The sequence below is a fragment of the Streptococcus oralis genome (assembly GCF_003943825.1).
Lineage (GTDB): Bacteria > Bacillota > Bacilli > Lactobacillales > Streptococcaceae > Streptococcus > Streptococcus oralis_CD.
Genome location: NZ_RJNJ01000001.1, coordinates 38,711 through 59,563 on the forward strand (window position 1 = coordinate 38,711; position 20,853 = coordinate 59,563).

General features: G+C 41.5%; 34 protein-coding genes. All 34 read left to right on the plus strand.

Annotation, left to right across the window (positions count from 1 at the left end; genetic code table 11):
* The first annotated feature begins 194 nt into the window (after nucleotides 1-194).
* The 34 genes from cls (at nucleotide 195) to rpsM (ending at nucleotide 20,839) form a co-directional block, all read left to right on the plus strand.
* The gene (cls, locus tag D8863_RS00205; protein ID WP_125440752.1) at nucleotides 195-1,727 is read left to right on the plus strand and encodes a cardiolipin synthase; all 1,533 of its coding nucleotides are present in this window, start codon (nucleotides 195-197) and stop codon (nucleotides 1,725-1,727) included.
* 73 nt (nucleotides 1,728-1,800) lie between these two features.
* Complete coding sequence (locus D8863_RS11035) at nucleotides 1,801-1,944, plus strand: hypothetical protein (protein ID WP_164497043.1); 144 nt, start codon at nucleotides 1,801-1,803, stop codon at nucleotides 1,942-1,944.
* A 35-nt stretch (nucleotides 1,945-1,979) separates the two neighbouring features.
* Nucleotides 1,980-3,497, plus strand: a complete 1,518-nt coding sequence (locus D8863_RS00210; RefSeq protein WP_125440753.1) for a damage-inducible protein CinA — start codon at nucleotides 1,980-1,982, stop codon at nucleotides 3,495-3,497.
* 129 nt (nucleotides 3,498-3,626) lie between these two features.
* Nucleotides 3,627-5,834, plus strand: a complete 2,208-nt coding sequence (gene nrdD, locus D8863_RS00215; protein WP_185761428.1) for an anaerobic ribonucleoside-triphosphate reductase — start codon at nucleotides 3,627-3,629, stop codon at nucleotides 5,832-5,834.
* An 11-nt stretch (nucleotides 5,835-5,845) separates the two neighbouring features.
* Nucleotides 5,846-5,986, plus strand: coding sequence for a hypothetical protein (locus D8863_RS00220; RefSeq protein WP_000521618.1), 141 nt, complete (start codon nucleotides 5,846-5,848; stop codon nucleotides 5,984-5,986).
* Between the two features lie 38 nt (nucleotides 5,987-6,024).
* Complete coding sequence (locus tag D8863_RS00225) at nucleotides 6,025-6,525, plus strand: GNAT family N-acetyltransferase (RefSeq protein ID WP_125440755.1); 501 nt, start codon at nucleotides 6,025-6,027, stop codon at nucleotides 6,523-6,525.
* A gap of 4 nt (nucleotides 6,526-6,529) precedes the next feature.
* A complete protein-coding gene (gene nrdG, locus D8863_RS00230) occupies nucleotides 6,530-7,126 on the plus strand; it encodes an anaerobic ribonucleoside-triphosphate reductase activating protein (RefSeq protein WP_049484733.1) in 597 nt (198 codons plus the stop codon).
* Complete coding sequence (locus D8863_RS00235; protein WP_125440756.1) at nucleotides 7,123-7,749, plus strand: uridine kinase family protein; 627 nt, start codon at nucleotides 7,123-7,125, stop codon at nucleotides 7,747-7,749. The genes nrdG and D8863_RS00235 overlap by 4 nt, the downstream gene beginning before the upstream one ends.
* Before the next feature lie 264 nt (nucleotides 7,750-8,013).
* Entirely contained in the window at nucleotides 8,014-8,322 is a 309-nt protein-coding gene (gene rpsJ, locus D8863_RS00240) for a 30S ribosomal protein S10 (RefSeq protein ID WP_001284513.1), read from the plus strand.
* 82 nt (nucleotides 8,323-8,404) lie between these two features.
* Nucleotides 8,405-9,031 carry a 50S ribosomal protein L3 gene (gene rplC, locus D8863_RS00245; RefSeq protein ID WP_000160197.1) on the plus strand — a complete coding sequence of 209 codons (627 nt, stop codon included), beginning with the start codon at nucleotides 8,405-8,407 and terminating at the stop codon, nucleotides 9,029-9,031.
* A gap of 24 nt (nucleotides 9,032-9,055) precedes the next feature.
* On the plus strand, nucleotides 9,056-9,679 hold the full coding sequence (rplD, locus tag D8863_RS00250) for a 50S ribosomal protein L4 (RefSeq protein ID WP_125440757.1): 624 nt from the start codon (nucleotides 9,056-9,058) through the stop codon (nucleotides 9,677-9,679).
* Nucleotides 9,679-9,975: a 50S ribosomal protein L23 gene (locus D8863_RS00255; protein WP_125440758.1), complete on the plus strand. Its 297-nt coding sequence runs from the start codon at nucleotides 9,679-9,681 to the stop codon at nucleotides 9,973-9,975. Before rplD ends, D8863_RS00255 begins: the two co-directional genes overlap by 1 nt.
* A 17-nt stretch (nucleotides 9,976-9,992) precedes the next feature.
* The gene (gene rplB, locus D8863_RS00260) at nucleotides 9,993-10,826 is read left to right on the plus strand and encodes a 50S ribosomal protein L2 (protein WP_000512910.1); all 834 of its coding nucleotides are present in this window, start codon (nucleotides 9,993-9,995) and stop codon (nucleotides 10,824-10,826) included.
* Between the two features lie 103 nt (nucleotides 10,827-10,929).
* Nucleotides 10,930-11,211 (plus strand): 30S ribosomal protein S19, encoded by a 282-nt coding sequence (gene rpsS, locus D8863_RS00265; protein ID WP_000533766.1) that lies wholly within the window; start codon nucleotides 10,930-10,932, stop codon nucleotides 11,209-11,211.
* An 11-nt stretch (nucleotides 11,212-11,222) separates the two neighbouring features.
* On the plus strand, nucleotides 11,223-11,567 hold the full coding sequence (rplV, locus tag D8863_RS00270; RefSeq protein ID WP_000818137.1) for a 50S ribosomal protein L22: 345 nt from the start codon (nucleotides 11,223-11,225) through the stop codon (nucleotides 11,565-11,567).
* A gap of 12 nt (nucleotides 11,568-11,579) precedes the next feature.
* Complete coding sequence (rpsC, locus tag D8863_RS00275) at nucleotides 11,580-12,233, plus strand: 30S ribosomal protein S3 (RefSeq protein ID WP_000529936.1); 654 nt, start codon at nucleotides 11,580-11,582, stop codon at nucleotides 12,231-12,233.
* A gap of 3 nt (nucleotides 12,234-12,236) precedes the next feature.
* Nucleotides 12,237-12,650 (plus strand): 50S ribosomal protein L16, encoded by a 414-nt coding sequence (gene rplP / locus D8863_RS00280; RefSeq protein ID WP_000960946.1) that lies wholly within the window; start codon nucleotides 12,237-12,239, stop codon nucleotides 12,648-12,650.
* Nucleotides 12,651-12,659: 9 nt separating this feature from the next.
* On the plus strand, nucleotides 12,660-12,866 hold the full coding sequence (gene rpmC / locus D8863_RS00285) for a 50S ribosomal protein L29 (RefSeq protein ID WP_000772918.1): 207 nt from the start codon (nucleotides 12,660-12,662) through the stop codon (nucleotides 12,864-12,866).
* Between the two features lie 24 nt (nucleotides 12,867-12,890).
* On the plus strand, nucleotides 12,891-13,151 hold the full coding sequence (gene rpsQ, locus D8863_RS00290; protein ID WP_000440801.1) for a 30S ribosomal protein S17: 261 nt from the start codon (nucleotides 12,891-12,893) through the stop codon (nucleotides 13,149-13,151).
* Nucleotides 13,152-13,176: 25 nt separating this feature from the next.
* Nucleotides 13,177-13,545, plus strand: coding sequence for a 50S ribosomal protein L14 (gene rplN, locus D8863_RS00295; RefSeq protein WP_000616545.1), 369 nt, complete (start codon nucleotides 13,177-13,179; stop codon nucleotides 13,543-13,545).
* A gap of 182 nt (nucleotides 13,546-13,727) precedes the next feature.
* A complete protein-coding gene (gene rplX, locus D8863_RS00300) occupies nucleotides 13,728-14,033 on the plus strand; it encodes a 50S ribosomal protein L24 (protein ID WP_000497691.1) in 306 nt (101 codons plus the stop codon).
* Between the two features lie 23 nt (nucleotides 14,034-14,056).
* Nucleotides 14,057-14,599 (plus strand): 50S ribosomal protein L5, encoded by a 543-nt coding sequence (rplE, locus tag D8863_RS00305; protein WP_000013542.1) that lies wholly within the window; start codon nucleotides 14,057-14,059, stop codon nucleotides 14,597-14,599.
* Nucleotides 14,600-14,616: 17 nt separating this feature from the next.
* On the plus strand, nucleotides 14,617-14,802 hold the full coding sequence (locus tag D8863_RS00310; protein WP_001085697.1) for a type Z 30S ribosomal protein S14: 186 nt from the start codon (nucleotides 14,617-14,619) through the stop codon (nucleotides 14,800-14,802).
* A 213-nt stretch (nucleotides 14,803-15,015) separates the two neighbouring features.
* Entirely contained in the window at nucleotides 15,016-15,414 is a 399-nt protein-coding gene (gene rpsH / locus D8863_RS00315) for a 30S ribosomal protein S8 (RefSeq protein WP_000245504.1), read from the plus strand.
* Between the two features lie 189 nt (nucleotides 15,415-15,603).
* Nucleotides 15,604-16,140, plus strand: coding sequence for a 50S ribosomal protein L6 (rplF, locus tag D8863_RS00320; RefSeq protein ID WP_000086623.1), 537 nt, complete (start codon nucleotides 15,604-15,606; stop codon nucleotides 16,138-16,140).
* Nucleotides 16,141-16,223: 83 nt separating this feature from the next.
* The gene (gene rplR / locus D8863_RS00325; RefSeq protein WP_000624044.1) at nucleotides 16,224-16,580 is read left to right on the plus strand and encodes a 50S ribosomal protein L18; all 357 of its coding nucleotides are present in this window, start codon (nucleotides 16,224-16,226) and stop codon (nucleotides 16,578-16,580) included.
* Nucleotides 16,581-16,597: 17 nt separating this feature from the next.
* Nucleotides 16,598-17,092, plus strand: a complete 495-nt coding sequence (gene rpsE, locus D8863_RS00330) for a 30S ribosomal protein S5 (protein WP_000874204.1) — start codon at nucleotides 16,598-16,600, stop codon at nucleotides 17,090-17,092.
* Nucleotides 17,093-17,105: 13 nt separating this feature from the next.
* Entirely contained in the window at nucleotides 17,106-17,288 is a 183-nt protein-coding gene (gene rpmD, locus D8863_RS00335; protein ID WP_000057241.1) for a 50S ribosomal protein L30, read from the plus strand.
* A gap of 144 nt (nucleotides 17,289-17,432) precedes the next feature.
* The gene (gene rplO, locus D8863_RS00340; protein ID WP_000766089.1) at nucleotides 17,433-17,873 is read left to right on the plus strand and encodes a 50S ribosomal protein L15; all 441 of its coding nucleotides are present in this window, start codon (nucleotides 17,433-17,435) and stop codon (nucleotides 17,871-17,873) included.
* A 12-nt stretch (nucleotides 17,874-17,885) separates the two neighbouring features.
* On the plus strand, nucleotides 17,886-19,196 hold the full coding sequence (gene secY, locus D8863_RS00345; protein WP_000465385.1) for a preprotein translocase subunit SecY: 1,311 nt from the start codon (nucleotides 17,886-17,888) through the stop codon (nucleotides 19,194-19,196).
* A gap of 145 nt (nucleotides 19,197-19,341) precedes the next feature.
* Complete coding sequence (locus D8863_RS00350) at nucleotides 19,342-19,980, plus strand: adenylate kinase (RefSeq protein WP_001050433.1); 639 nt, start codon at nucleotides 19,342-19,344, stop codon at nucleotides 19,978-19,980.
* Nucleotides 19,981-20,096: 116 nt separating this feature from the next.
* The gene (gene infA / locus D8863_RS00355) at nucleotides 20,097-20,315 is read left to right on the plus strand and encodes a translation initiation factor IF-1 (RefSeq protein WP_001029883.1); all 219 of its coding nucleotides are present in this window, start codon (nucleotides 20,097-20,099) and stop codon (nucleotides 20,313-20,315) included.
* A 24-nt stretch (nucleotides 20,316-20,339) separates the two neighbouring features.
* Nucleotides 20,340-20,456, plus strand: a complete 117-nt coding sequence (gene rpmJ / locus D8863_RS00360) for a 50S ribosomal protein L36 (protein WP_001808836.1) — start codon at nucleotides 20,340-20,342, stop codon at nucleotides 20,454-20,456.
* 17 nt (nucleotides 20,457-20,473) lie between these two features.
* A complete protein-coding gene (gene rpsM / locus D8863_RS00365) occupies nucleotides 20,474-20,839 on the plus strand; it encodes a 30S ribosomal protein S13 (RefSeq protein WP_000090781.1) in 366 nt (121 codons plus the stop codon).
* The last annotated feature ends 14 nt before the right edge of the window (nucleotides 20,840-20,853 follow it).

Sequence of the window (20,853 nt, forward strand, 5' to 3'; positions counted from 1 at the left end):
TTAATACCCTAGTTAAAAAGATAAAAAGGGGAATGCTTCATATAGTAAGGGTGTAGTTTAAGAATCTTGCAGTTCTTGGAATAGTTTGAATAGAAAAAGGCAAACGGTTGCCATCTACCCCTGAACTGAGGTATACTAGTAGAGACATTAGTTTATCAAGCAGTTAGGAGAATGTTAGAAAAGGAAGGGGATGTATGACAGCTAGAAAAATGCAGCTACTCATGTCAAAATATGGTTTTAGTATTACCATCATGTTGGCAGAGTTGTTTATCGTCTTTGGTTTATTTCTCTATCTTGGGCAAATGGCTCCAATTGTCTGGATTATCCTAGTCATTTTAGTGAGCTTAGCGACTATTGTATCGATTGTTAATCGATCTATGAATCCTGAGAGTAAGGTAACATGGCTGTTAGTAGCCTTTGTGCCAGTGTTTGGCCCATTGCTCTATATCATGTTTGGAGAGCGTCGTTTATCTAAAAAAGAAATGAAGCAGCTAAAGCAGCTCCAATCAATGGTTGATCGAGAGGACAATAGCAGAGCTCTCCGTTTGGAGTTAAAGGAACAAGACAAATCAGCTTACGGAGTTATCAAATCACTCCTTAGCATGGATACGAATGCCGATGTCTATGATCGAACGGATACACAATTTTTTGCATCTGGTGAAAGCATGTGGCATCAGATGCTAGAGGATCTCAAGAAAGCTGAGAAGTTTATCTTTCTCGAATACTATATCATCGAAGAAGGTTTGATGTGGAACAGCATCTTAGAGATTTTGGAAGAAAAGGCAGCTCAAGGAGTAGAGGTGAAGCTTCTCTATGATGATATTGGTTGTATGGCAACCTTACCTGGAGATTACACCGTCCAGCTTCGTGGTCGAGGGATTGAAGCCCACAAATTTAACAAGGTGATTCCACGTTTGACCGTTGCTTATAACAACCGTGACCACCGTAAAATCATGATTATTGATGGGCAGATTGCCTATACAGGTGGTGTCAATCTGGCCGATGAGTATATCAACCATATCGAACGTTTTGGTTACTGGAAGGATAGTGGGATTCGTTTGGATGGACCAGCAGTTAAGGCTTTTACCAGGCTCTTTTTATCTGCCTGGTATATCAACCGTGGAGAGATTAGTGATTTTGACCAATACCATCTCGAAAATCAGCCCAAAGATGGGATGGGGCTCTGTATTCCCTATAGTAGTGGACCAAAACCCATATACAGAGCTCAAGTTGGAAAAACGGTCTACCAAAATCTTATCAATCAAGCTACAGATTACGTCTACATCACGACTCCCTATCTGATTGCGGACTATGATCTCACCGAAAGTATCAAAAATGCAGCTCTGAGAGGGGTAGATGTGCGAATTGTGACGCCGTGTATCCCAGATAAGAAGGTTATTCAGTTAGTTACTCGGGGAGCCTATCCAGATTTGCTATCTGCTGGGGTTCGTATTTATGAGTACAGTCCGGGATTCCTTCATAGCAAGCAAATACTTGTCGATGGAGAGGCAGCTACTGTGGGAACCATCAATTTTGACTATCGGAGTTTGCTTCACCACTATGAAAATGCCGTCTTGCTTTATAGAACGCAGTCTATCATCGATATTGAAAGGGACTTCGAAGAGATTTTTAAAGTTTCTCAAGAAATTTATCCCCACACTATCAAAACTAGCTGGTATCAAAGCCTCATCAAAGAAATTGTCCAGTTGTTTGCACCTATGCTCTAACTATCGACCAAGATCTAGCCCAAGGCTGGGTCTTTTTTGTTTTCTTACGAATAGATAAGTAAAGGAGAAAACCATGCTTAATCTAGAAGATGATGATTTTATCAGAGAGTATAGTAATAGTCGATTTCATCGTTTTCGTGAAATCGAACGCTTTGCGCTATTGGATAAGAAATTCAGCAAATATCAATCCCAAGCTGACATTCCTGTAAGATTTTGATATACTAAAACAGATAAACTTAGAGGAGAAATTGAATGAACGTATACGGGAAAATAGATGAGAAACAAGAAGAATCTCATTACCAAGACTGGTCAGTGCCAGAAAAACGAGAAGGAGCTCCCATTCCCTTTTTTAGTATTTTGCTTTGGAGTTTAGTGGCCACAGCCATTTCGGTTGCCCTGCCTTTTATTTTTGGTTTAGTCAGTCCGCAACAAACTCAAGATCTTTATACCGGTTGGGCCTTGCATCAAAATGGCCAAATGTATACAGATTACTTTGGGACGGAGGGATTGCTCTATTATGTGCTAACCTACCTTTTTCAAGGCAGTGTTTTGATTGCTTTGGTTGAGTGGTTGGCCTTGTTTGGAGCAGGTGTTTTTCTTTTTAAGGCTGCGGATACTCTTGTCGGCCAAGAAAAGGAAGCGAAGCGAGTTGTCTTTATTTTATACTTGCTTGTAGCTGGCCTCGCTTTTGGTGGCGGTTATGCTCTCTTGCTAGCCCTACCTTTCCTATTTTATTCATTGAGTATCGTTACAAATTATCTAGCTTTTCCAAAGGATGACAAAGGATTTGTACGAGTGGGTATGAGCCTTGCTCTCGCTTTCTTCCTTGCGCCAATCCCAACAGCCTTGTTTGCGGCTGTACTGGCCTTGGGGATTATCGGCTTTAATCTAGCTAAAGGTCACTTTGTTCATGGCCTATATCAGTTCTTTGCGTCAGCCCTAGGATTTTCACTCTTATTCTATCCTTTAGGCTACTATACAGTGTGGACAGGTAGTTTTGGAGATGCCATTAGCCAGACCTTGTATCCGGTAAATACTCTTAGCCTCTTTTCAAATTCGCATTTGCTTGAAAATGCAGCCTTCTATGGTTTGCTTGCTATTGGATTAGGTTCCCTTGGTTTGCTCTTTACAGGCTTGTTCCAGTCAAAACCAGCCAAGCAATATGCCCTCTCAATTGCTTCTAGCTTGGGATTGTTGGTTTCTTTGGGAATCTTGATTCTCTCCAAAGAACCCATCAACGGTACTCGTCTTGTGGTGCTAATTCCTTTCTTGGTCTTGCTCCTTCTGACAGGAATCAAGGAAGATGTTTCAGATGGAGGGAGTCGTCGTAGAAGAAGACGCGAGAAACAAACTTCTTTCCTTAAAGGAAATTTCTATCTACTACTGATTGCCCTTGCCTATCTTATTGTTCTTCCTATCGTGAGTCGCTACCTTTCTCACCCAGCGACTTATCAGGAGAGAGACCGTCTTGCTAGCGTGGTCAAACAACAAACGAGTTCTGAGGATCGTGTCTATGCTTGGGATGATCGTCCTGATTTCTACCGTGCAAGTGAACGCTTGGCGCCGACTTCTCTATCAACTCCAACACTTTATACTGCAAGCGATGAAAATAAAACCAAACTGATGAATGACCTGAAAGAGAATCAACCGAAGATGATTGTGGTCAATCAAAAAGTTGCCTTGTGGTCAGATGTAGAGAGCTGGCTCAGTGAAAACTATGAGCTTGTTCAGACAGATACTAGCGAGTTCAAACTTTATAAATCAAAATAACAAAAAATCAATATCTTGTGGAATTTTAAAAATTTTAGGATTTTTAACACAAGATATTGATTTTTATTTTTAGAGTGGTATAATACTGAATATAAACAATTCAACAATATTTTAGAAAAGAGCATGGATATGATTGTATTAGAAGAAAAGCTTGCAACCGTTCCCACCTTGTTCGTTGAAAAACGAGATGGTAGACGAGTGGTGTTTGATGTAGACAAGATTGACAAGGCTCTCCACAAGGCGGCGGAAAAGGTTATGGACCTTACGCCTCTAGTAGAAAAACGCCTAAATGGTCTAGTTGAAAGAATCGTCACTGAAATTCACAGCCGCTTCCCTCAAGGTGTCAAGATTTACGAAATTCAAAATGTCGTAGAGCATGAACTCCTTGAAGCCAAAGAGTATGCGCTGGCTGAGGAGTATATCACTTATCGGACACAAAGGGATTTTGAGCGCTCAAAAGCGACAGATATCAACTTTAGTATCCATAAACTTCTCAATAAAGATCAAGCAGTTGTCAATGAAAATGCCAATAAAGACAGTGATGTCTTCAACACCCAGCGTGATTTGACAGCAGGGATTGTTGGGAAATCAATCGGACTGCAAATGCTTCCTAAGCACGTAGCCAATGCTCATCAAAAAGGGGATATCCACTATCATGACTTGGACTACAGCCCCTACACTCCGATGACCAACTGCTGTTTGATTGATTTTAAAGGCATGTTGGAAAATGGTTTTAAGATTGGAAATGCAGAGGTAGAGAGTCCCAAGTCTATCCAGACTGCGACAGCTCAGATTTCCCAAATCATCGCCAATGTTGCTTCTAGTCAGTACGGGGGCTGTTCAGCTGACCGTATCGATGAAGTCTTGGCGCCTTATGCAGAGAAGAATTACCAAAAACACCTCAAGGATGCGGAAGAGTGGGTCTTGCCTGAGAAACGGGAAGATTACGCTTGGAAGAAAACTCAAAAAGATATCTATGATGCCATGCAATCTCTTGAGTATGAAATCAACACCCTCTTCACTTCAAATGGACAAACACCTTTTACTTCGCTCGGTTTTGGTTTAGGAACTAGTCGTTTTGAGCGGGAAATTCAAAAAGCTATCTTAAACATCCGAATCAAGGGACTTGGTTCAGAACACCGTACAGCTATCTTCCCTAAACTCATCTTTACGCTAAAAAGAGGACTCAACTTAGAGGAAGGTTCACCTAACTACGACATCAAACAGTTGGCTCTTGAGTGTGCAACCAAGCGGATGTACCCAGATGTCTTGTCCTATGATAAGATTATCGAGCTGACAGGCTCCTTCAAGGTACCTATGGGCTGCCGTTCTTTCCTTCAAGGATGGAAGGATGAGAATGGTGTTGAGGTCAATTCAGGTCGTATGAACCTAGGTGTTGTGACAGTCAATCTGCCTCGTATCGCTCTCGAGTCTGAAGGAGATCTGAATAAGTTCTGGGAAATCTTCAACGAACGTATGAACATTGCAGAAGATGCTCTGGTTTACCGTGTCGAACGAACCAAGGAAGCAACACCGGCAAATGCCCCGATCCTTTATCAGTATGGAGCCTTTGGTCGCCGTCTTGGAAAAGAAGAAAGTGTTGACCAACTCTTTAAGAATCGCCGTGCGACAGTTTCGCTGGGCTACATCGGTTTGTATGAAGTGGCGACGGTCTTCTTTGGTAATAGCTGGGAAAGTAATCCAGAAGCCAAGGAATTCACGCTTGACATCATTCGTGATATGAAACGACGTGTAGAAGAGTGGTCTGACCAATATGGTTACCATTTCTCTATCTACTCCACACCGTCTGAAAGTTTGACAGATCGCTTCTGTCGCTTGGATACAGAGAAGTTCGGCTCTATTCCTGATATCACGGAAAAGGAATACTACACCAACTCTTTCCACTATGATGTTCGTAAAAATCCAACACCGTTTGAAAAATTAGACTTTGAGAAAGTTTATCCAGAAGCAGGTGCGTCAGGTGGTTTCATCCATTATTGTGAGTATCCAGTTCTTCAACAAAATCCTAAAGCCTTGGAAGCTGTCTGGGATTACGCTTATGATCGTGTGGGTTATCTTGGGACCAATACTCCGATTGACCGCTGTTACAAGTGTGATTTTGAAGGGGATTTTGAACCGACTGAGAGAGGCTTTGCTTGTCCCAACTGTGGCAATAGTGACCCAAAAACAGTAGATGTTGTCAAACGTACGTGTGGTTATCTGGGAAATCCTCAAGCGCGTCCAATGGTTAACGGACGCCACAAGGAAATCGCTGCGCGGGTCAAACACATGAATGGCTCAACCATTAAAACGGCAGGACATGAAGTAACAAATTAGAAGGAAATGGAATGGGGAAATACCAATTAGACGACAAGGGACGCGCACAAGTGACCCGTTATCATGAAAAACATTCGAAAGGTGGAGCTGGTAAAAAAGAACGCTTGCTCAATCTTAGAGAACAATTTTTAAATAAGAACAAGAAAAAGTGAGAGTCCGCTCTCGCTTTTCTCTTAGGTGGGATGGGAATATGGAACTACGCAGACCGATATTGGCAGATAAAGAAACAGTTTTAGAGATGATGGCAGAGTTTGAACAAGCACAGTCCCCTCATGATGGTGGGTTTTGGAACGCCAACAATTTTGTTTATGAAGAGTGGCTAGAAGAAAATCTTCAAGCGGAAGCGGGACTCAATATTCCTGAAAACTGGGTTCCTGCTATCCAGCTGGTTAGTTTTGACGTAGCAGGCCAGGCTCTTGGCTTTCTCAACCTTCGTCTCCGATTAAATGACTACTTACTAGAAAATGGGGGCCATATCGGCTATTCCATCCGCCCATCTGAAAGAGGCAAGGGTTGTGCCAAAGAAACCCTCAGACAAGGCCTGCAAGTTGCCAAGGAGAAGAACATCAAAAAAGCACTTGTGACCTGTAGTACGGAAAATCCTGCTAGCAGAGCGGTGATTGTGGCAAATGGTGGGGTGTTTGAGGATGTTCACAATGGTGTAGAACGTTACTGGATAGATTTGGAGTAAAAGGATGACATGGAATACACCAAAACCAGGTGAATGGAAAAGTGAGGAACTTAGTAAAGGACGGATCATTGATTATAAGGCCTTTAACTTTGTCGATGGAGAAGGTGTGCGCAACTCTCTCTATGTATCAGGTTGCATGTTTCACTGCGAGGGGTGCTATAATGTTGCGACTTGGTCTTTCAACGCAGGCATTCCCTATACGGCAGAATTAGAAGAACAAATCATGGAAGACCTTGCCCAACCCTATGTTCAAGGTTTGACCTTGCTAGGAGGAGAACCCTTTCTTAATACGGGCATTCTCTTGCCTCTCGTTAAGCGCATTCGAAAGGAATTACCAGAAAAAGACATCTGGTCCTGGACGGGTTATACTTGGGAAGAAATGATGCTGGAGACTCCAGACAAATTGGAACTCTTGTCGCTGATTGACATCCTTGTCGATGGACGGTATGATAAAAGCAAACGCAATCTTATGCTCCAGTTTCGAGGTTCGTCCAATCAACGGATTATCGATGTGCAAAAATCCCTCAAAAGTGGGCAAGTGGTGATTTGGGACAAGCTTAATGACGGAAAAGAAAGCTATGAACAGGTGAAGAGAGAATGAAGAAAAAAGACCTGATAGAACAACTGGTTTCAGAGATCGAAACGGGAAGAATTAGGACGCTAGGGATCTACGGTCATGGGGCTTCGGGTAAATCAACCTTTGCACAGGAATTATATCAAGCTTTAGATTCTACTACAGTAAATTTACTAGAAACAGATCCCTATATCACCTCAGAACGTCACCTGGTAGTACCAAAGCAAGCACCAAATCAAAAGGTGACAGCTTGTCTCTCAGTGGCGCATGAACTGGCAAGTTTACAGAGAGATATTCTCGCCTTGCAGGCAGGTATGGACATCTTGACGATTGATGAACCTTGGAAGCCAAGCGAAGTCCTATCTGGTTCAAAACCGTTCTTGATAGTCGAAGGGATGTCTGTGGGTTTTCTACCCAAGGAACTCTTTGACAAAACCATCTGTTTCTACACGGATGAGGAGACCGAATTAAAGAGGCGTCTAGCTCGAGATACGACTATGAGGAATCGAGATGCTTCCTTTGTGTTAGCTAGCCATCAGATGAGACGGGAGCAGTATCTGCGATACTATAGAGAAACCGAGTCTAAAGCGGACATTTTAGTAGATCAATCAGAAGATAAACTCAAGGTCAAAATGACACACATTATATAGAAAAAAGACGGTTTTTTATAGATATAAATCCGTAATCTTAGAAAGATTAAAAGAGAAAACAGTTTCATCCTAAAAAAACGAAAAAAAGCTCACAAATCCCTTGCAATCGCAGGGGCTTTGTGTTATTCTATTATGGTGCTGTAAATTACAGCCTTAGCTTTGATGCAAGAGGTTGCGACACGCTCGGTTGCATTGCCACGCAACGCGCGTCGGTTTTCTTGTGGAGCTAGCCTATTATCTTAAATAGACGAAAAGGAGAAAAAGATGGCAAACAAAAAAATCCGTATCCGTTTGAAAGCTTACGAACACCGTACGCTTGACACAGCGGCTGCAAAAATCGTAGAATCAGCTACTCGTACAGGTGCACAAGTTGCGGGTCCAATCCCACTTCCAACTGAGCGTAGCCTCTACACAATTATTCGTGCGACTCACAAATACAAAGACTCTCGCGAACAATTTGAAATGCGTACACACAAACGTTTGATCGATATCGTTAACCCAACTCAAAAAACAGTTGATGCTTTGATGAAATTGGATCTTCCAAGTGGTGTAAACGTAGAAATCAAACTTTAATCTAAAGCTTGATACCTTGAGCATAAAAAACGCTCGTTAAAAACTTTTTGAATAAAAAATATAGAAAAGGAACTATTTTCTCATGACAAAAGGAATCTTAGGGAAAAAAGTGGGAATGACTCAAATCTTCACTGAAGCTGGCGAATTGATCCCTGTAACAGTTATTGAAGCAACTCCAAACGTTGTTCTTCAAGTTAAAACTGTTGAAACAGACGGATACAACGCTATCCAAGTTGGTTTCGATGACAAACGCGAAGTATTGAGCAACAAACCTGCTAAAGGACATGTAGCGAAAGCTAACACGGCTCCTAAGCGCTTCATTCGTGAATTCAAAAACGTTGAAGGCTTGGAAGTTGGTGCTGAAATTACAGTTGAAACATTCGCAGCTGGAGACGTTGTTGACGTAACTGGTACTTCTAAAGGTAAAGGTTTCCAAGGTGTCATCAAACGCCACGGACAATCACGTGGACCAATGGCTCACGGTTCTCGTTACCACCGTCGTCCAGGTTCTATGGGACCTGTTGCACCTAACCGCGTATTCAAAGGTAAAAACCTTGCAGGACGCATGGGTGGCGACCGCGTAACAATTCAAAACCTTGAAGTTGTACAAGTTGTTCCAGAAAAGAACGTTATCCTTATCAAAGGTAACGTACCAGGTGCTAAGAAATCTCTTATCACTATCAAATCAGCAGTTAAAGCTGGTAAATAATAAAGAAAGGGGAAATCAGTCACAATGGCAAACGTAACATTATTTGACCAAACTGGTAAAGAAGCTGGCCAAGTTGTTCTTAACGATGCAGTATTTGGTATTGAACCAAATGAATCAGTTGTGTTTGATGTGATCATCAGCCAACGCGCAAGCCTTCGTCAAGGAACACACGCTGTTAAAAACCGCTCTGCAGTATCAGGTGGTGGACGCAAACCATGGCGTCAAAAAGGAACTGGACGTGCTCGTCAAGGTTCTATCCGCTCACCACAATGGCGTGGTGGTGGTGTTGTCTTCGGACCAACTCCACGTTCATACGGCTACAAACTTCCACAAAAAGTTCGTCGCCTAGCTCTTAAATCAGTTTACTCTGAAAAAGTTGCTGAAAACAAATTCGTAGCTGTAGACGCTCTTTCATTTACAGCTCCAAAAACTGCTGAATTTGCAAAAGTTCTTGTAGCATTGAGCATCGATTCTAAAGTTCTTGTTATCCTTGAAGAAGGAAATGAATTCGCAGCTCTTTCAGCTCGTAACCTTCCAAACGTGAAAGTTGCAACTGCTACAACTGCAAGTGTTCTTGACATCGCAAATAGCGACAAACTTCTTGTCACACAAGCAGCTATCTCTAAAATCGAGGAGGTTCTTGCATAATGAATTTGTATGATGTTATCAAAAAACCTGTTATCACTGAAAGCTCAATGGCTCAACTTGAAGCAGGAAAATATGTATTTGAAGTTGACACTCGTGCACACAAACTTTTGATCAAGCAAGCTGTTGAAGCTGCTTTCGAAGGTGTTAAAGTTGCCAACGTTAACACAATCAACGTAAAACCAAAAGCAAAACGTGTTGGACGTTACACTGGTTTTACTAACAAAACTAAAAAAGCTATCATCACACTTACAACGGATTCAAAAGCAATCGAGTTGTTCGCTGCTGAAGCTGAATAATCTAAGGAGGAAATATCGTGGGAATTCGTGTTTATAAACCAACAACAAACGGTCGCCGTAATATGACTTCTTTGGATTTCGCTGAAATCACAACAAGCACTCCTGAAAAATCATTGCTTGTTGCTTTGAAGAGCAAGGCTGGTCGTAACAACAACGGTCGTATCACTGTTCGTCACCAAGGTGGTGGACACAAACGTTTCTACCGTTTGGTTGACTTCAAACGTAACAAAGACAACGTTGAAGCAGTTGTTAAAACAATCGAGTACGATCCAAACCGTTCTGCAAACATCGCTCTTGTACACTACACTGACGGTGTGAAAGCATACATCATTGCTCCAAAAGGTCTTGAAGTTGGTCAACGTATCGTTTCAGGTCCTGAAGCAGATATCAAAGTCGGAAACGCTCTTCCACTTGCTAACATCCCAGTTGGTACTTTGATTCACAATATCGAGTTGAAACCAGGTCGTGGTGGAGAATTGGTACGTGCTGCTGGTGCTTCTGCCCAAGTATTGGGTCAAGAAGGTAAATACGTTCTTGTTCGTCTTCAATCTGGCGAAGTTCGTATGATTCTTGGAACTTGTCGTGCTACAGTTGGTGTTGTCGGAAACGAACAACATGGACTTGTAAACCTTGGTAAAGCAGGACGTAGCCGTTGGAAAGGTATCCGCCCAACAGTTCGTGGTTCTGTAATGAACCCTAACGATCACCCACACGGTGGTGGTGAAGGTAAAGCACCAGTTGGTCGTAAAGCGCCATCTACTCCATGGGGCAAACCTGCTCTTGGTCTTAAAACTCGTAACAAGAAAGCGAAATCTGACAAACTTATCGTTCGTCGTCGCAACGAGAAATAATAGTAAACTAGTCGCCTAAGCAACTAGGAAATCCGCCAGCTCGGTAGCGCTCCATGTGAGCGCAAGCCGCTGTGGTACAACATTTAAAGGAGAAAATATAAAAATGGGACGCAGTCTTAAAAAAGGACCTTTCGTCGATGAGCATTTGATGAAAAAAGTTGAAGCTCAAGCTAACGACGAAAAGAAAAAAGTTATCAAAACTTGGTCACGTCGTTCAACGATCTTCCCAAGTTTCATTGGTTACACTATTGCAGTTTATGACGGACGTAAACACGTACCTGTTTACATCCAAGAAGACATGGTAGGTCACAAACTTGGTGAATTTGCACCAACTCGTACTTACAAAGGTCACGCTGCAGACGACAAGAAAACACGTAGAAAATAAGGAGAACATAAATGGCAGAAATTACTTCAGCTAAAGCAATGGCTCGTACAGTACGTGTTTCACCTCGTAAATCACGTCTTGTTCTTGACAACATCCGTGGTAAAAGCGTAGCCGATGCTATTGCAATCTTGACATTCACGCCAAACAAAGCTGCTGAAATCATCTTGAAAGTTTTGAATTCAGCTGTAGCTAACGCTGAAAATAACTTTGGTTTGGACAAAGCTAACTTGGTAGTATCTGAAGCATTCGCAAACGAAGGACCAACTATGAAACGTTTCCGTCCACGTGCGAAAGGTTCAGCTTCACCAATCAACAAACGTACAGCTCACATCACTGTAGCTGTTGCAGAAAAATAAGGAGGTAACATCGTGGGTCAAAAAGTACATCCAATTGGTATGCGTGTCGGCATCATCCGTGATTGGGATGCCAAATGGTATGCTGAAAAAGAATACGCGGATTACCTTCATGAAGATCTTGCAATCCGTAAATTCGTTCAAAAAGAACTTGCTGACGCAGCAGTTTCAACTATCGAAATTGAACGCGCAGTAAACAAAGTTAACGTTTCACTTCACACTGCTAAACCAGGTATGGTTATCGGTAAAGGTGGTGCTAACGTTGATGCACTCCGTGCAAAACTTAACAAATTGACTGGAAAACAAGTACACATCAACATCATCGAAATCAAACAACCTGATTTGGATGCTCACCTTGTAGGTGAAGGAATTGCTCGTCAATTGGAGCAACGTGTCGCTTTCCGTCGTGCACAAAAACAAGCAATCCAACGTGCAATGCGTGCTGGAGCTAAAGGAATCAAAACTCAAGTATCAGGTCGTTTGAACGGTGCAGATATTGCCCGTGCTGAAGGATACTCTGAAGGAACTGTTCCACTTCACACACTTCGTGCAGATATCGATTACGCTTGGGAAGAAGCAGATACTACATACGGTAAACTTGGTGTTAAAGTATGGATCTACCGTGGTGAAGTTCTTCCGGCTCGTAAAAACACTAAAGGAGGTAAATAACCAATGTTAGTACCTAAACGTGTTAAACACCGTCGTGAATTCCGTGGAAAAATGCGCGGTGAAGCAAAAGGTGGAAAAGAAGTAGCATTCGGTGAATACGGTCTTCAAGCTACAACTAGCCACTGGATCACTAACCGCCAAATCGAAGCTGCTCGTATCGCCATGACTCGTTACATGAAACGTGGTGGTAAAGTTTGGATTAAAATCTTCCCACACAAATCATACACTGCTAAAGCTATCGGTGTGCGTATGGGATCTGGTAAAGGGGCACCTGAAGGTTGGGTAGCACCAGTTAAACGTGGTAAAGTGATGTTTGAAATCGCTGGTGTATCTGAAGAGATTGCTCGCGAAGCGCTTCGTCTTGCAAGCCACAAATTGCCAGTTAAATGTAAATTCGTAAAACGTGAAGCAGAATAAGGAGAAGGCATGAAACTTAATGAAGTAAAAGAATTTGTTAAAGAACTTCGTGGTCTTTCTCAAGAAGAACTCGCGAAGCGCGAAAACGAATTGAAAAAAGAATTGTTTGAACTTCGTTTCCAAGCTGCTACTGGTCAATTGGAACAAACAGCTCGCTTGAAAGAAGTTAAAAAACAAATCGCTCGTATCAAAACAGTTCAATCTGAAGCGAAATAATAGACTAGGGAAGGAGAAATTTCAATGGAACGCAATAATCGTAAAGTTCTTGTTGGACGTGTTGTATCTGACAAAATGGACAAGACAATCACAGTTGTAGTTGAAACAAAACGTAACCACCCAGTCTATGGTAAACGTATTAACTACTCTAAGAAATACAAAGCACATGATGAAAACAATGTTGCCAAAGAAGGCGATATCGTACGTATCATGGAAACTCGTCCGCTTTCAGCTACAAAACGTTTCCGTCTTGTAGAAGTTGTTGAAGAAGCGGTCATCATCTAATCAAACCTGAAAGGAGAAAACTGAAATGATTCAAACAGAAACTCGTTTGAAAGTCGCAGACAACAGCGGTGCTCGCGAAATCTTGACTATCAAGGTTCTTGGTGGTTCAGGACGTAAATTTGCAAACATCGGTGATGTTATCGTGGCATCTGTAAAACAAGCTACTCCTGGTGGTGCGGTTAAAAAAGGTGACGTTGTAAAAGCTGTTATCGTTCGTACTAAATCAGGTGCTCGTCGTGCTGATGGTTCATACATCAAATTTGACGAAAATGCAGCAGTTATCATCCGTGAAGACAAAACTCCTCGCGGAACACGTATCTTTGGCCCAGTTGCACGTGAATTGCGTGAAGGTGGCTTCATGAAGATCGTGTCACTTGCTCCAGAAGTACTTTAATTGGTTGCTCAAAGAAAATTAAAACAAGTCTAGGAAGTAAGACGAAAGCATAACTTAAGTTAGGTGAGTTGAAACTGACGAAGGATTGCTTTGATTTTCGCAGAGCAAAAACAAACAAACTAGTCCCCTAGCTTAATGCTAGGGTGCCCTTATGGGCGTAAGAAAAATCAAGGAGAAACCTAATGTTTGTAAAAAAAGGCGACAAAGTTCGCGTAATCGCTGGTAAAGATAAGGGAACAGAAGCTGTTGTCCTTACTGCCCTTCCAAAAGTAAACAAAGTTATCGTTGAAGGTGTCAACATCGTTAAGAAACACCAACGTCCAACTAACGAGCTTCCTCAAGGTGGTATCATCGAGAAAGAAGCAGCTATCCACGTATCAAACGTTCAAGTATTGGACAAAAATGGTGTAGCTGGTCGTGTTGGTTACAAATTTGTAGACGGTAAAAAAGTTCGCTACAACAAAAAATCAGGCGAAGTGCTTGATTAATCACGAAGGAAAGGAGAAGTATAATGGCAAATCGTTTAAAAGAAAAATATCTTAATGAAGTAGTTCCTGCTTTGACAGAACAATTCAACTACTCATCAGTGATGGCTGTGCCTAAAGTAGATAAGATCGTTTTGAACATGGGTGTTGGTGAAGCTGTATCAAACGCTAAAAGTCTTGAAAAAGCTGCTGAAGAATTGGCACTTATCTCAGGTCAAAAACCACTTATCACTAAAGCTAAAAAATCAATCGCCGGCTTCCGTCTTCGTGAAGGTGTAGCGATCGGTGCAAAAGTTACCCTTCGTGGTGAACGTATGTACGAATTCTTGGACAAATTGGTTTCAGTTTCACTTCCACGTGTGCGTGACTTCCACGGTGTTCCAACAAAATCATTTGATGGACGCGGGAACTACACTCTTGGTGTGAAAGAACAATTGATCTTCCCAGAAATCAACTTTGATGACGTTGACAAAACTCGTGGTCTTGACATCGTTATCGTAACAACTGCTAACACTGACGAAGAGTCACGTGCATTGCTTACAGGCCTTGGAATGCCTTTTGCAAAATAATATAGGAGGTAAATCTAATGGCTAAAAAATCAATGATTGCTAAGAACAAACGTCCAGCGAAGTTCTCTACTCAAGCTTATACTCGTTGTGAAAAATGTGGTCGTCCACATTCAGTTTACCGCAAATTTAAACTTTGCCGTGTTTGCTTCCGTGAATTAGCTTACAAAGGACAAATTCCTGGTGTAACAAAAGCATCTTGGTAATATCATGATACAAAGAGCGTAACAACCACAGCAAAAATAGAAAATTTGGTGAAGGAGCGATGCTCCAAAACAAATTTATCTTTTTTGCACAGGTTGTAACTCGTGTTCAAATAAGAGTTCTCTCATTTGAATGTGTCAATACTATCTGAGCCCAGCTCAATCATTAACTAGCAAGTGCAACTTGCAAACTACTAGTAAGAGGAGAAAAACAAAATGGTTATGACTGACCCAATCGCAGACTTCCTAACTCGTATTCGTAACGCTAACCAAGCGAAACACGAAGTACTTGAAGTACCTGCATCAAACATCAAAAAAGGGATTGCTGAAATCCTTAAACGCGAAGGTTTTGTTAAGAACGTAGAAATCATCGAAGATGACAAACAAGGCATCATCCGTGTATTCCTTAAATACGGACCAAACGGTGAAAAAGTTATCACTAACTTAAAACGTGTTTCTAAACCAGGACTTCGTGTCTACAAAAAACGTGAAGATCTTCCAAAAGTTCTTAACGGACTTGGAATTGCTATCCTTTCAACTTCTGAAGGTCTGCTTACTGATAAAGAAGCTCGCCAAAAGAATGTTGGTGGTGAGGTTATCGCTTACGTTTGGTAATATTTAGCTCCCAATTTCTTTATGACTCGTCGTTATCGTCTCTTGCCTAACCCAAAGTTATGCCTGCGAGACGATGCCTAGATTCACTTTGAAATTGAAACCTAAATGTTCCTTTAAATTGAGAAATCGATTTAACCCCCCGTGAAAACTGGCCGTTCTGGCCTGACAATCTAACAGGAGAAAATAAACATGTCACGTATTGGTAATAAAGTTATCGTGTTGCCTGCTGGTGTCGAAATCACTAACAATGACAACGTTGTAACTGTAAAAGGACCTAAAGGAGAACTTACTCGTGAGTTCTCAAAAGATATTGAAATTCGTGTGGAAGGTACTGAAGTAACTCTTCACCGTCCAAACGATTCAAAAGAAATGAAAACAATCCACGGAACTACTCGTGCTCTTTTGAACAACATGGTAATTGGTGTATCAGAAGGATTCAAGAAAGAACTTGAAATGCGTGGGGTTGGTTACCGTGCACAACTTCAAGGTAAAAAACTTGTTTTGGCTGTTGGTAAATCTCATCCAGACGAAGTTGAAGCTCCAGAAGGAATTACTTTTGAACTTCCAAACCCAACAACAATCGTTGTTAGCGGAATTTCAAAGGAAGTAGTTGGTCAAACAGCTGCTTACGTACGTAGCCTTCGTTCACCAGAACCATATAAAGGTAAAGGTATCCGTTACGTTGGTGAATTCGTTCGCCGTAAAGAAGGTAAAACAGGTAAATAATGTTGAGTGGTTGATTTTTAACCACCAACCTATTTTCCAACTTAGTGCATAGCACACGATTTAAAACTAAAGAGGTGAAAACTGTGATTTCTAAACCAGATAAAAACAAACTCCGCCAAAAACGCCACCGTCGCGTTCGCGGAAAACTCTCTGGAACTGCTGATCGCCCACGTTTGAACGTATTCCGTTCTAATACAGGCATCTACGCTCAAGTGATTGATGACGTAGCGGGTGTAACGCTCGCAAGTGCTTCAACTCTTGACAAAGAAGTTTCAAAAGGAACTAAAACTGAACAAGCCGTTGCTGTCGGTAAACTCGTTGCAGAACGTGCAAACGCTAAAGGTATTTCAGAAGTGGTGTTCGACCGCGGTGGATATCTATATCACGGACGTGTGAAAGCTTTGGCTGATGCAGCTCGTGAAAACGGATTGAAATTCTAATAGGAGGACACTAAAAAATGGCATTTAAAGACAATGCAGTTGAATTAGAAGAACGCGTAGTTGCTGTCAACCGTGTTACAAAAGTTGTTAAAGGTGGACGTCGTCTTCGTTTCGCAGCTCTTGTTGTTGTTGGTGACCACAACGGTCGCGTAGGATTTGGTACTGGTAAAGCTCAAGAAGTTCCAGAAGCAATCCGCAAAGCAGTAGAAGATGCTAAGAAAAACTTGATTGAAGTTCCTATGGTTGGGACAACAATCCCACACGAAGTTCTTTCAGAATTCGGTGGAGCTAAAGTATTGTTGAAACCTGCTGTAGAAGGTTCTGGAGTTGCCGCTGGTGGTGCAGTTCGTGCCGTTGTGGAATTGGCAGGTGTGGCAGATATTACATCTAAATCACTTGGTTCTAACACTCCAATCAACATTGTTCGCGCAACTGTTGAAGGTTTGAAACAATTGAAACGCGCTGAAGAAGTTGCTGCCCTTCGTGGTATTTCAGTTTCTGATTTGGCATAAGAAAGGGGATAAAATGGCTCAAATTAAAATTACTTTGACTAAGTCTCCAATCGGACGCATTCCATCACAACGTAAAACTGTTGTAGCACTTGGACTTGGCAAATTGAACAGCTCTGTTATCAAAGAAGACAACGCTGCTATCCGTGGTATGATCACTGCAGTATCTCACTTGGTAACAGTTGAAGAAGTAAACTAATGAATTTTTAGGGGATGTGGCAATACTCATCCCCTAAAACTAGGTATAGTCATCTTAGATGACGATGTATAGGCGAGTTGATAAGGGAGACAACCTTTTCTCTCTTATCGGCGCTAGCATTTTACAAAAGAGGAGAAAATAATAATGAAACTTCATGAATTGAAACCTGCAGAAGGTTCTCGTAAAGTACGTAACCGTGTTGGTCGTGGTACTTCATCAGGTAACGGTAAAACATCTGGTCGCGGTCAAAAAGGTCAAAAAGCTCGTAGCGGTGGCGGAGTTCGCCTTGGTTTTGAAGGTGGACAAACTCCATTGTTCCGTCGTCTTCCAAAACGCGGATTCACTAACATCAACGCTAAAGAATATGCAATTGTAAACCTTGACCAATTGAACGTCTTTGAAGACGGTGCAGAAGTAACTCCAGTTGTACTTATCGAAGCAGGAATTGTGAAAGCTGAAAAATCAGGAGTTAAAATTCTTGGTAACGGTGAGTTGACTAAGAAATTGACTGTGAAAGCAGCTAAATTCTCTAAATCAGCTGAGGAAGCTATCACTGCTAAAGGTGGTTCTGTAGAAGTCATCTAAGAGAGGTGACCCATGTTTTTTAAATTACTAAAAGAAGCGCTCAAGGTTAAACAAGTTCGATCAAAAATTCTTTTTACGATTTTTATCATTCTTGTTTTCCGTATTGGGACAAGTATTACAGTTCCAGGTGTGAATGCGAAAAGTTTAGAAGCTCTCAGTGGTTTATCTTTCTTGAACATGCTTAGTCTTGTTTCAGGGAATGCCATGAAGAACTTCTCCGTTTTTGCACTCGGAGTAAGTCCGTATATCACTGCTTCAATCGTTGTTCAATTGCTACAAATGGATATTTTACCGAAGTTTGTAGAATGGGGCAAACAAGGGGAAGTAGGACGGAGAAAACTAAACCAAGCTACTCGTTATATTGCACTTGTGCTTGCATTTGTTCAATCTATCGGGATTACAGCAGGATTTAACACTCTTTCTGGAGCAAAATTATTAACGACAGCTTTAACACCACAAGTCTTTGTTACTATCGGTATTATCCTCACAGCAGGTAGTATGATTGTAACTTGGCTCGGGGAACAAATTACAGATAAGGGATACGGAAACGGTGTTTCTATGATCATCTTTGCAGGTATTGTCGCTTCAATCCCTGAGATGATTAAAGGAATCTATGTTGACTACTTCGTCAATATTCCAAGTAGCCGTTTGACTTCATCTATTATCTTTGTCGTTATTTTGATTATCGCTGTCTTGTTGATTGTATACTTTACAACCTTTGTTCAACAGGCAGAATATAAAATTCCAATCCAATATACAAAAGTTGCTCAAGGAGCCCCATCAAGCTCATACCTTCCTTTGAAGGTAAACCCAGCGGGGGTTATCCCAGTTATCTTTGCAAGTTCCATCACAGCAGCACCTGCAGCCATTCTTCAATTTTTGAGTGCTACAGGTCATGATTGGGCTTGGGTACGTACAGCACAGGAAATGTTATCTACAACATCTCCAACAGGTGTTGCCATGTATGCCTTGTTGATCATTCTCTTTACATTCTTCTATACATTTGTACAGATCAATCCAGAGAAAGCAGCAGAAAACTTGCAAAAGAGTGGAGCCTACATTCATGGTGTCCGTCCTGGTAAGGGTACTGAAGAATTCATGTCGAAACTTCTTCGTCGCCTTGCGACTGTCGGATCAATCTTCCTTGGTGTGATTTCAATCTTGCCGATTGTGGCAAAAGATGTCTTTGGTCTTTCAGAAGCTGTTGCTTTTGGGGGAACTAGTCTTTTGATCATTATCTCAACTGGTATCGAAGGAATCAAACAGCTAGAAGGTTACCTATTGAAACGTAAGTATGTTGGTTTCATGGACAAAACAGAATAAAAGCAAGATTACTTTTGCTTAGAGAGTGGAGTATGAAGGTCTATCTATCAGAGAGATTTTCGTCTCCCCTCTTCTATTTTGTTTTTAAATAGGGGTTGAAACGAATTTCTGCTTCTATTTAAATACAAAATAAGGAGATCCTATCATGAATCTTTTGATTATGGGCTTACCTGGAGCAGGTAAGGGAACGCAAGCAGCTAAAATTGTGGAGCAATTCCACGTGGCACACATTTCAACTGGAGATATGTTCCGTGCTGCTATGGCTAATCAAACTGAAATGGGTGTACTTGCCAAGTCATATATTGACAAAGGTGAGTTGGTTCCGGATGAAGTTACAAATGGAATTGTTAAAGAACGCCTTTCTCAGGACGACATCAAAGAAACAGGTTTCTTGTTGGATGGTTACCCACGTACGATTGAACAAGCTCATGCCTTGGACAAAACATTGGCGGAACTTGGTATCGAACTAGAAGGCGTGATCAATATCGAAGTGAATCCAGATTGTCTCTTGGAACGTTTGAGTGGTCGTATCATCCACCGCGAAACAGGTGAAACCTTCCACAAAGTTTTCAACCCACCAGTTGACTATAAAGAGGAAGATTATTACCAACGTGAAGATGATAAACCTGAGACAGTGAAGCGTCGTTTGGATGTGAATATCGCCCAAGGTGAACCAATCATTGCTCACTACCGTGCCAAAGGATTGGTCCACGATATCGAAGGAAATCAAGATATCAATGATGTGTTCAAAGACATCGAAAAAGTATTGACAAATTTGAAATAAAGCGTTTTTCACACTTGCAAAAAATCGCTACAAATGTTATACTGAGATAGTCTGACTTATAATTGTTGTCTCTGTTTTCAGAGGCATCGAATCGAAATTTATGGAGGTGCTTTTGCGTGGCAAAAGACGATGTGATTGAAGTTGAAGGCAAAGTAGTCGATACAATGCCTAACGCAATGTTTACGGTTGAACTTGAAAATGGACATCAGATTTTAGCAACAGTTTCTGGTAAAATTCGTAAAAACTATATTCGTATTTTAGCGGGAGATCGTGTTACTGTCGAGATGAGTCCATATGACTTGACACGTGGACGTATCACTTACCGCTTTAAATAATCGAAAAACTTGGAGGGATAAGAAATGAAAGTAAGACCATCGGTCAAACCAATTTGCGAATACTGTAAAGTAATTCGTCGTAATGGTCGTGTTATGGTAATTTGCCCAGCAAATCCAAAACACAAACAACGTCAAGGATAAGATAGAAAGGAGAAAAAATGGCTCGTATTGCTGGAGTTGACATTCCAAATGACAAACGCGTAGTAATCTCATTGACTTACGTTTATGGTATCGGACTTGCAACATCTAAGAAAATTTTGGCTGCTGCTGGAATCTCAGAAGATGTTCGTGTACGTGACCTTACATCAGATCAAGAGGATGCTATCCGTCGTGAAGTGGATGCAATCAAAGTTGAAGGTGACCTTCGTCGTGAAGTAAACTTGAACATCAAACGTTTGATGGAAATCGGTTCTTACCGTGGTATTCGTCACCGTCGTGGACTTCCTGTCCGTGGACAAAACACTAAAAACAACGCTCGCACTCGTAAAGGTAAAGCTGTTGCGATTGCTGGTAAGAAAAAATAATATAGGAGGTAAAA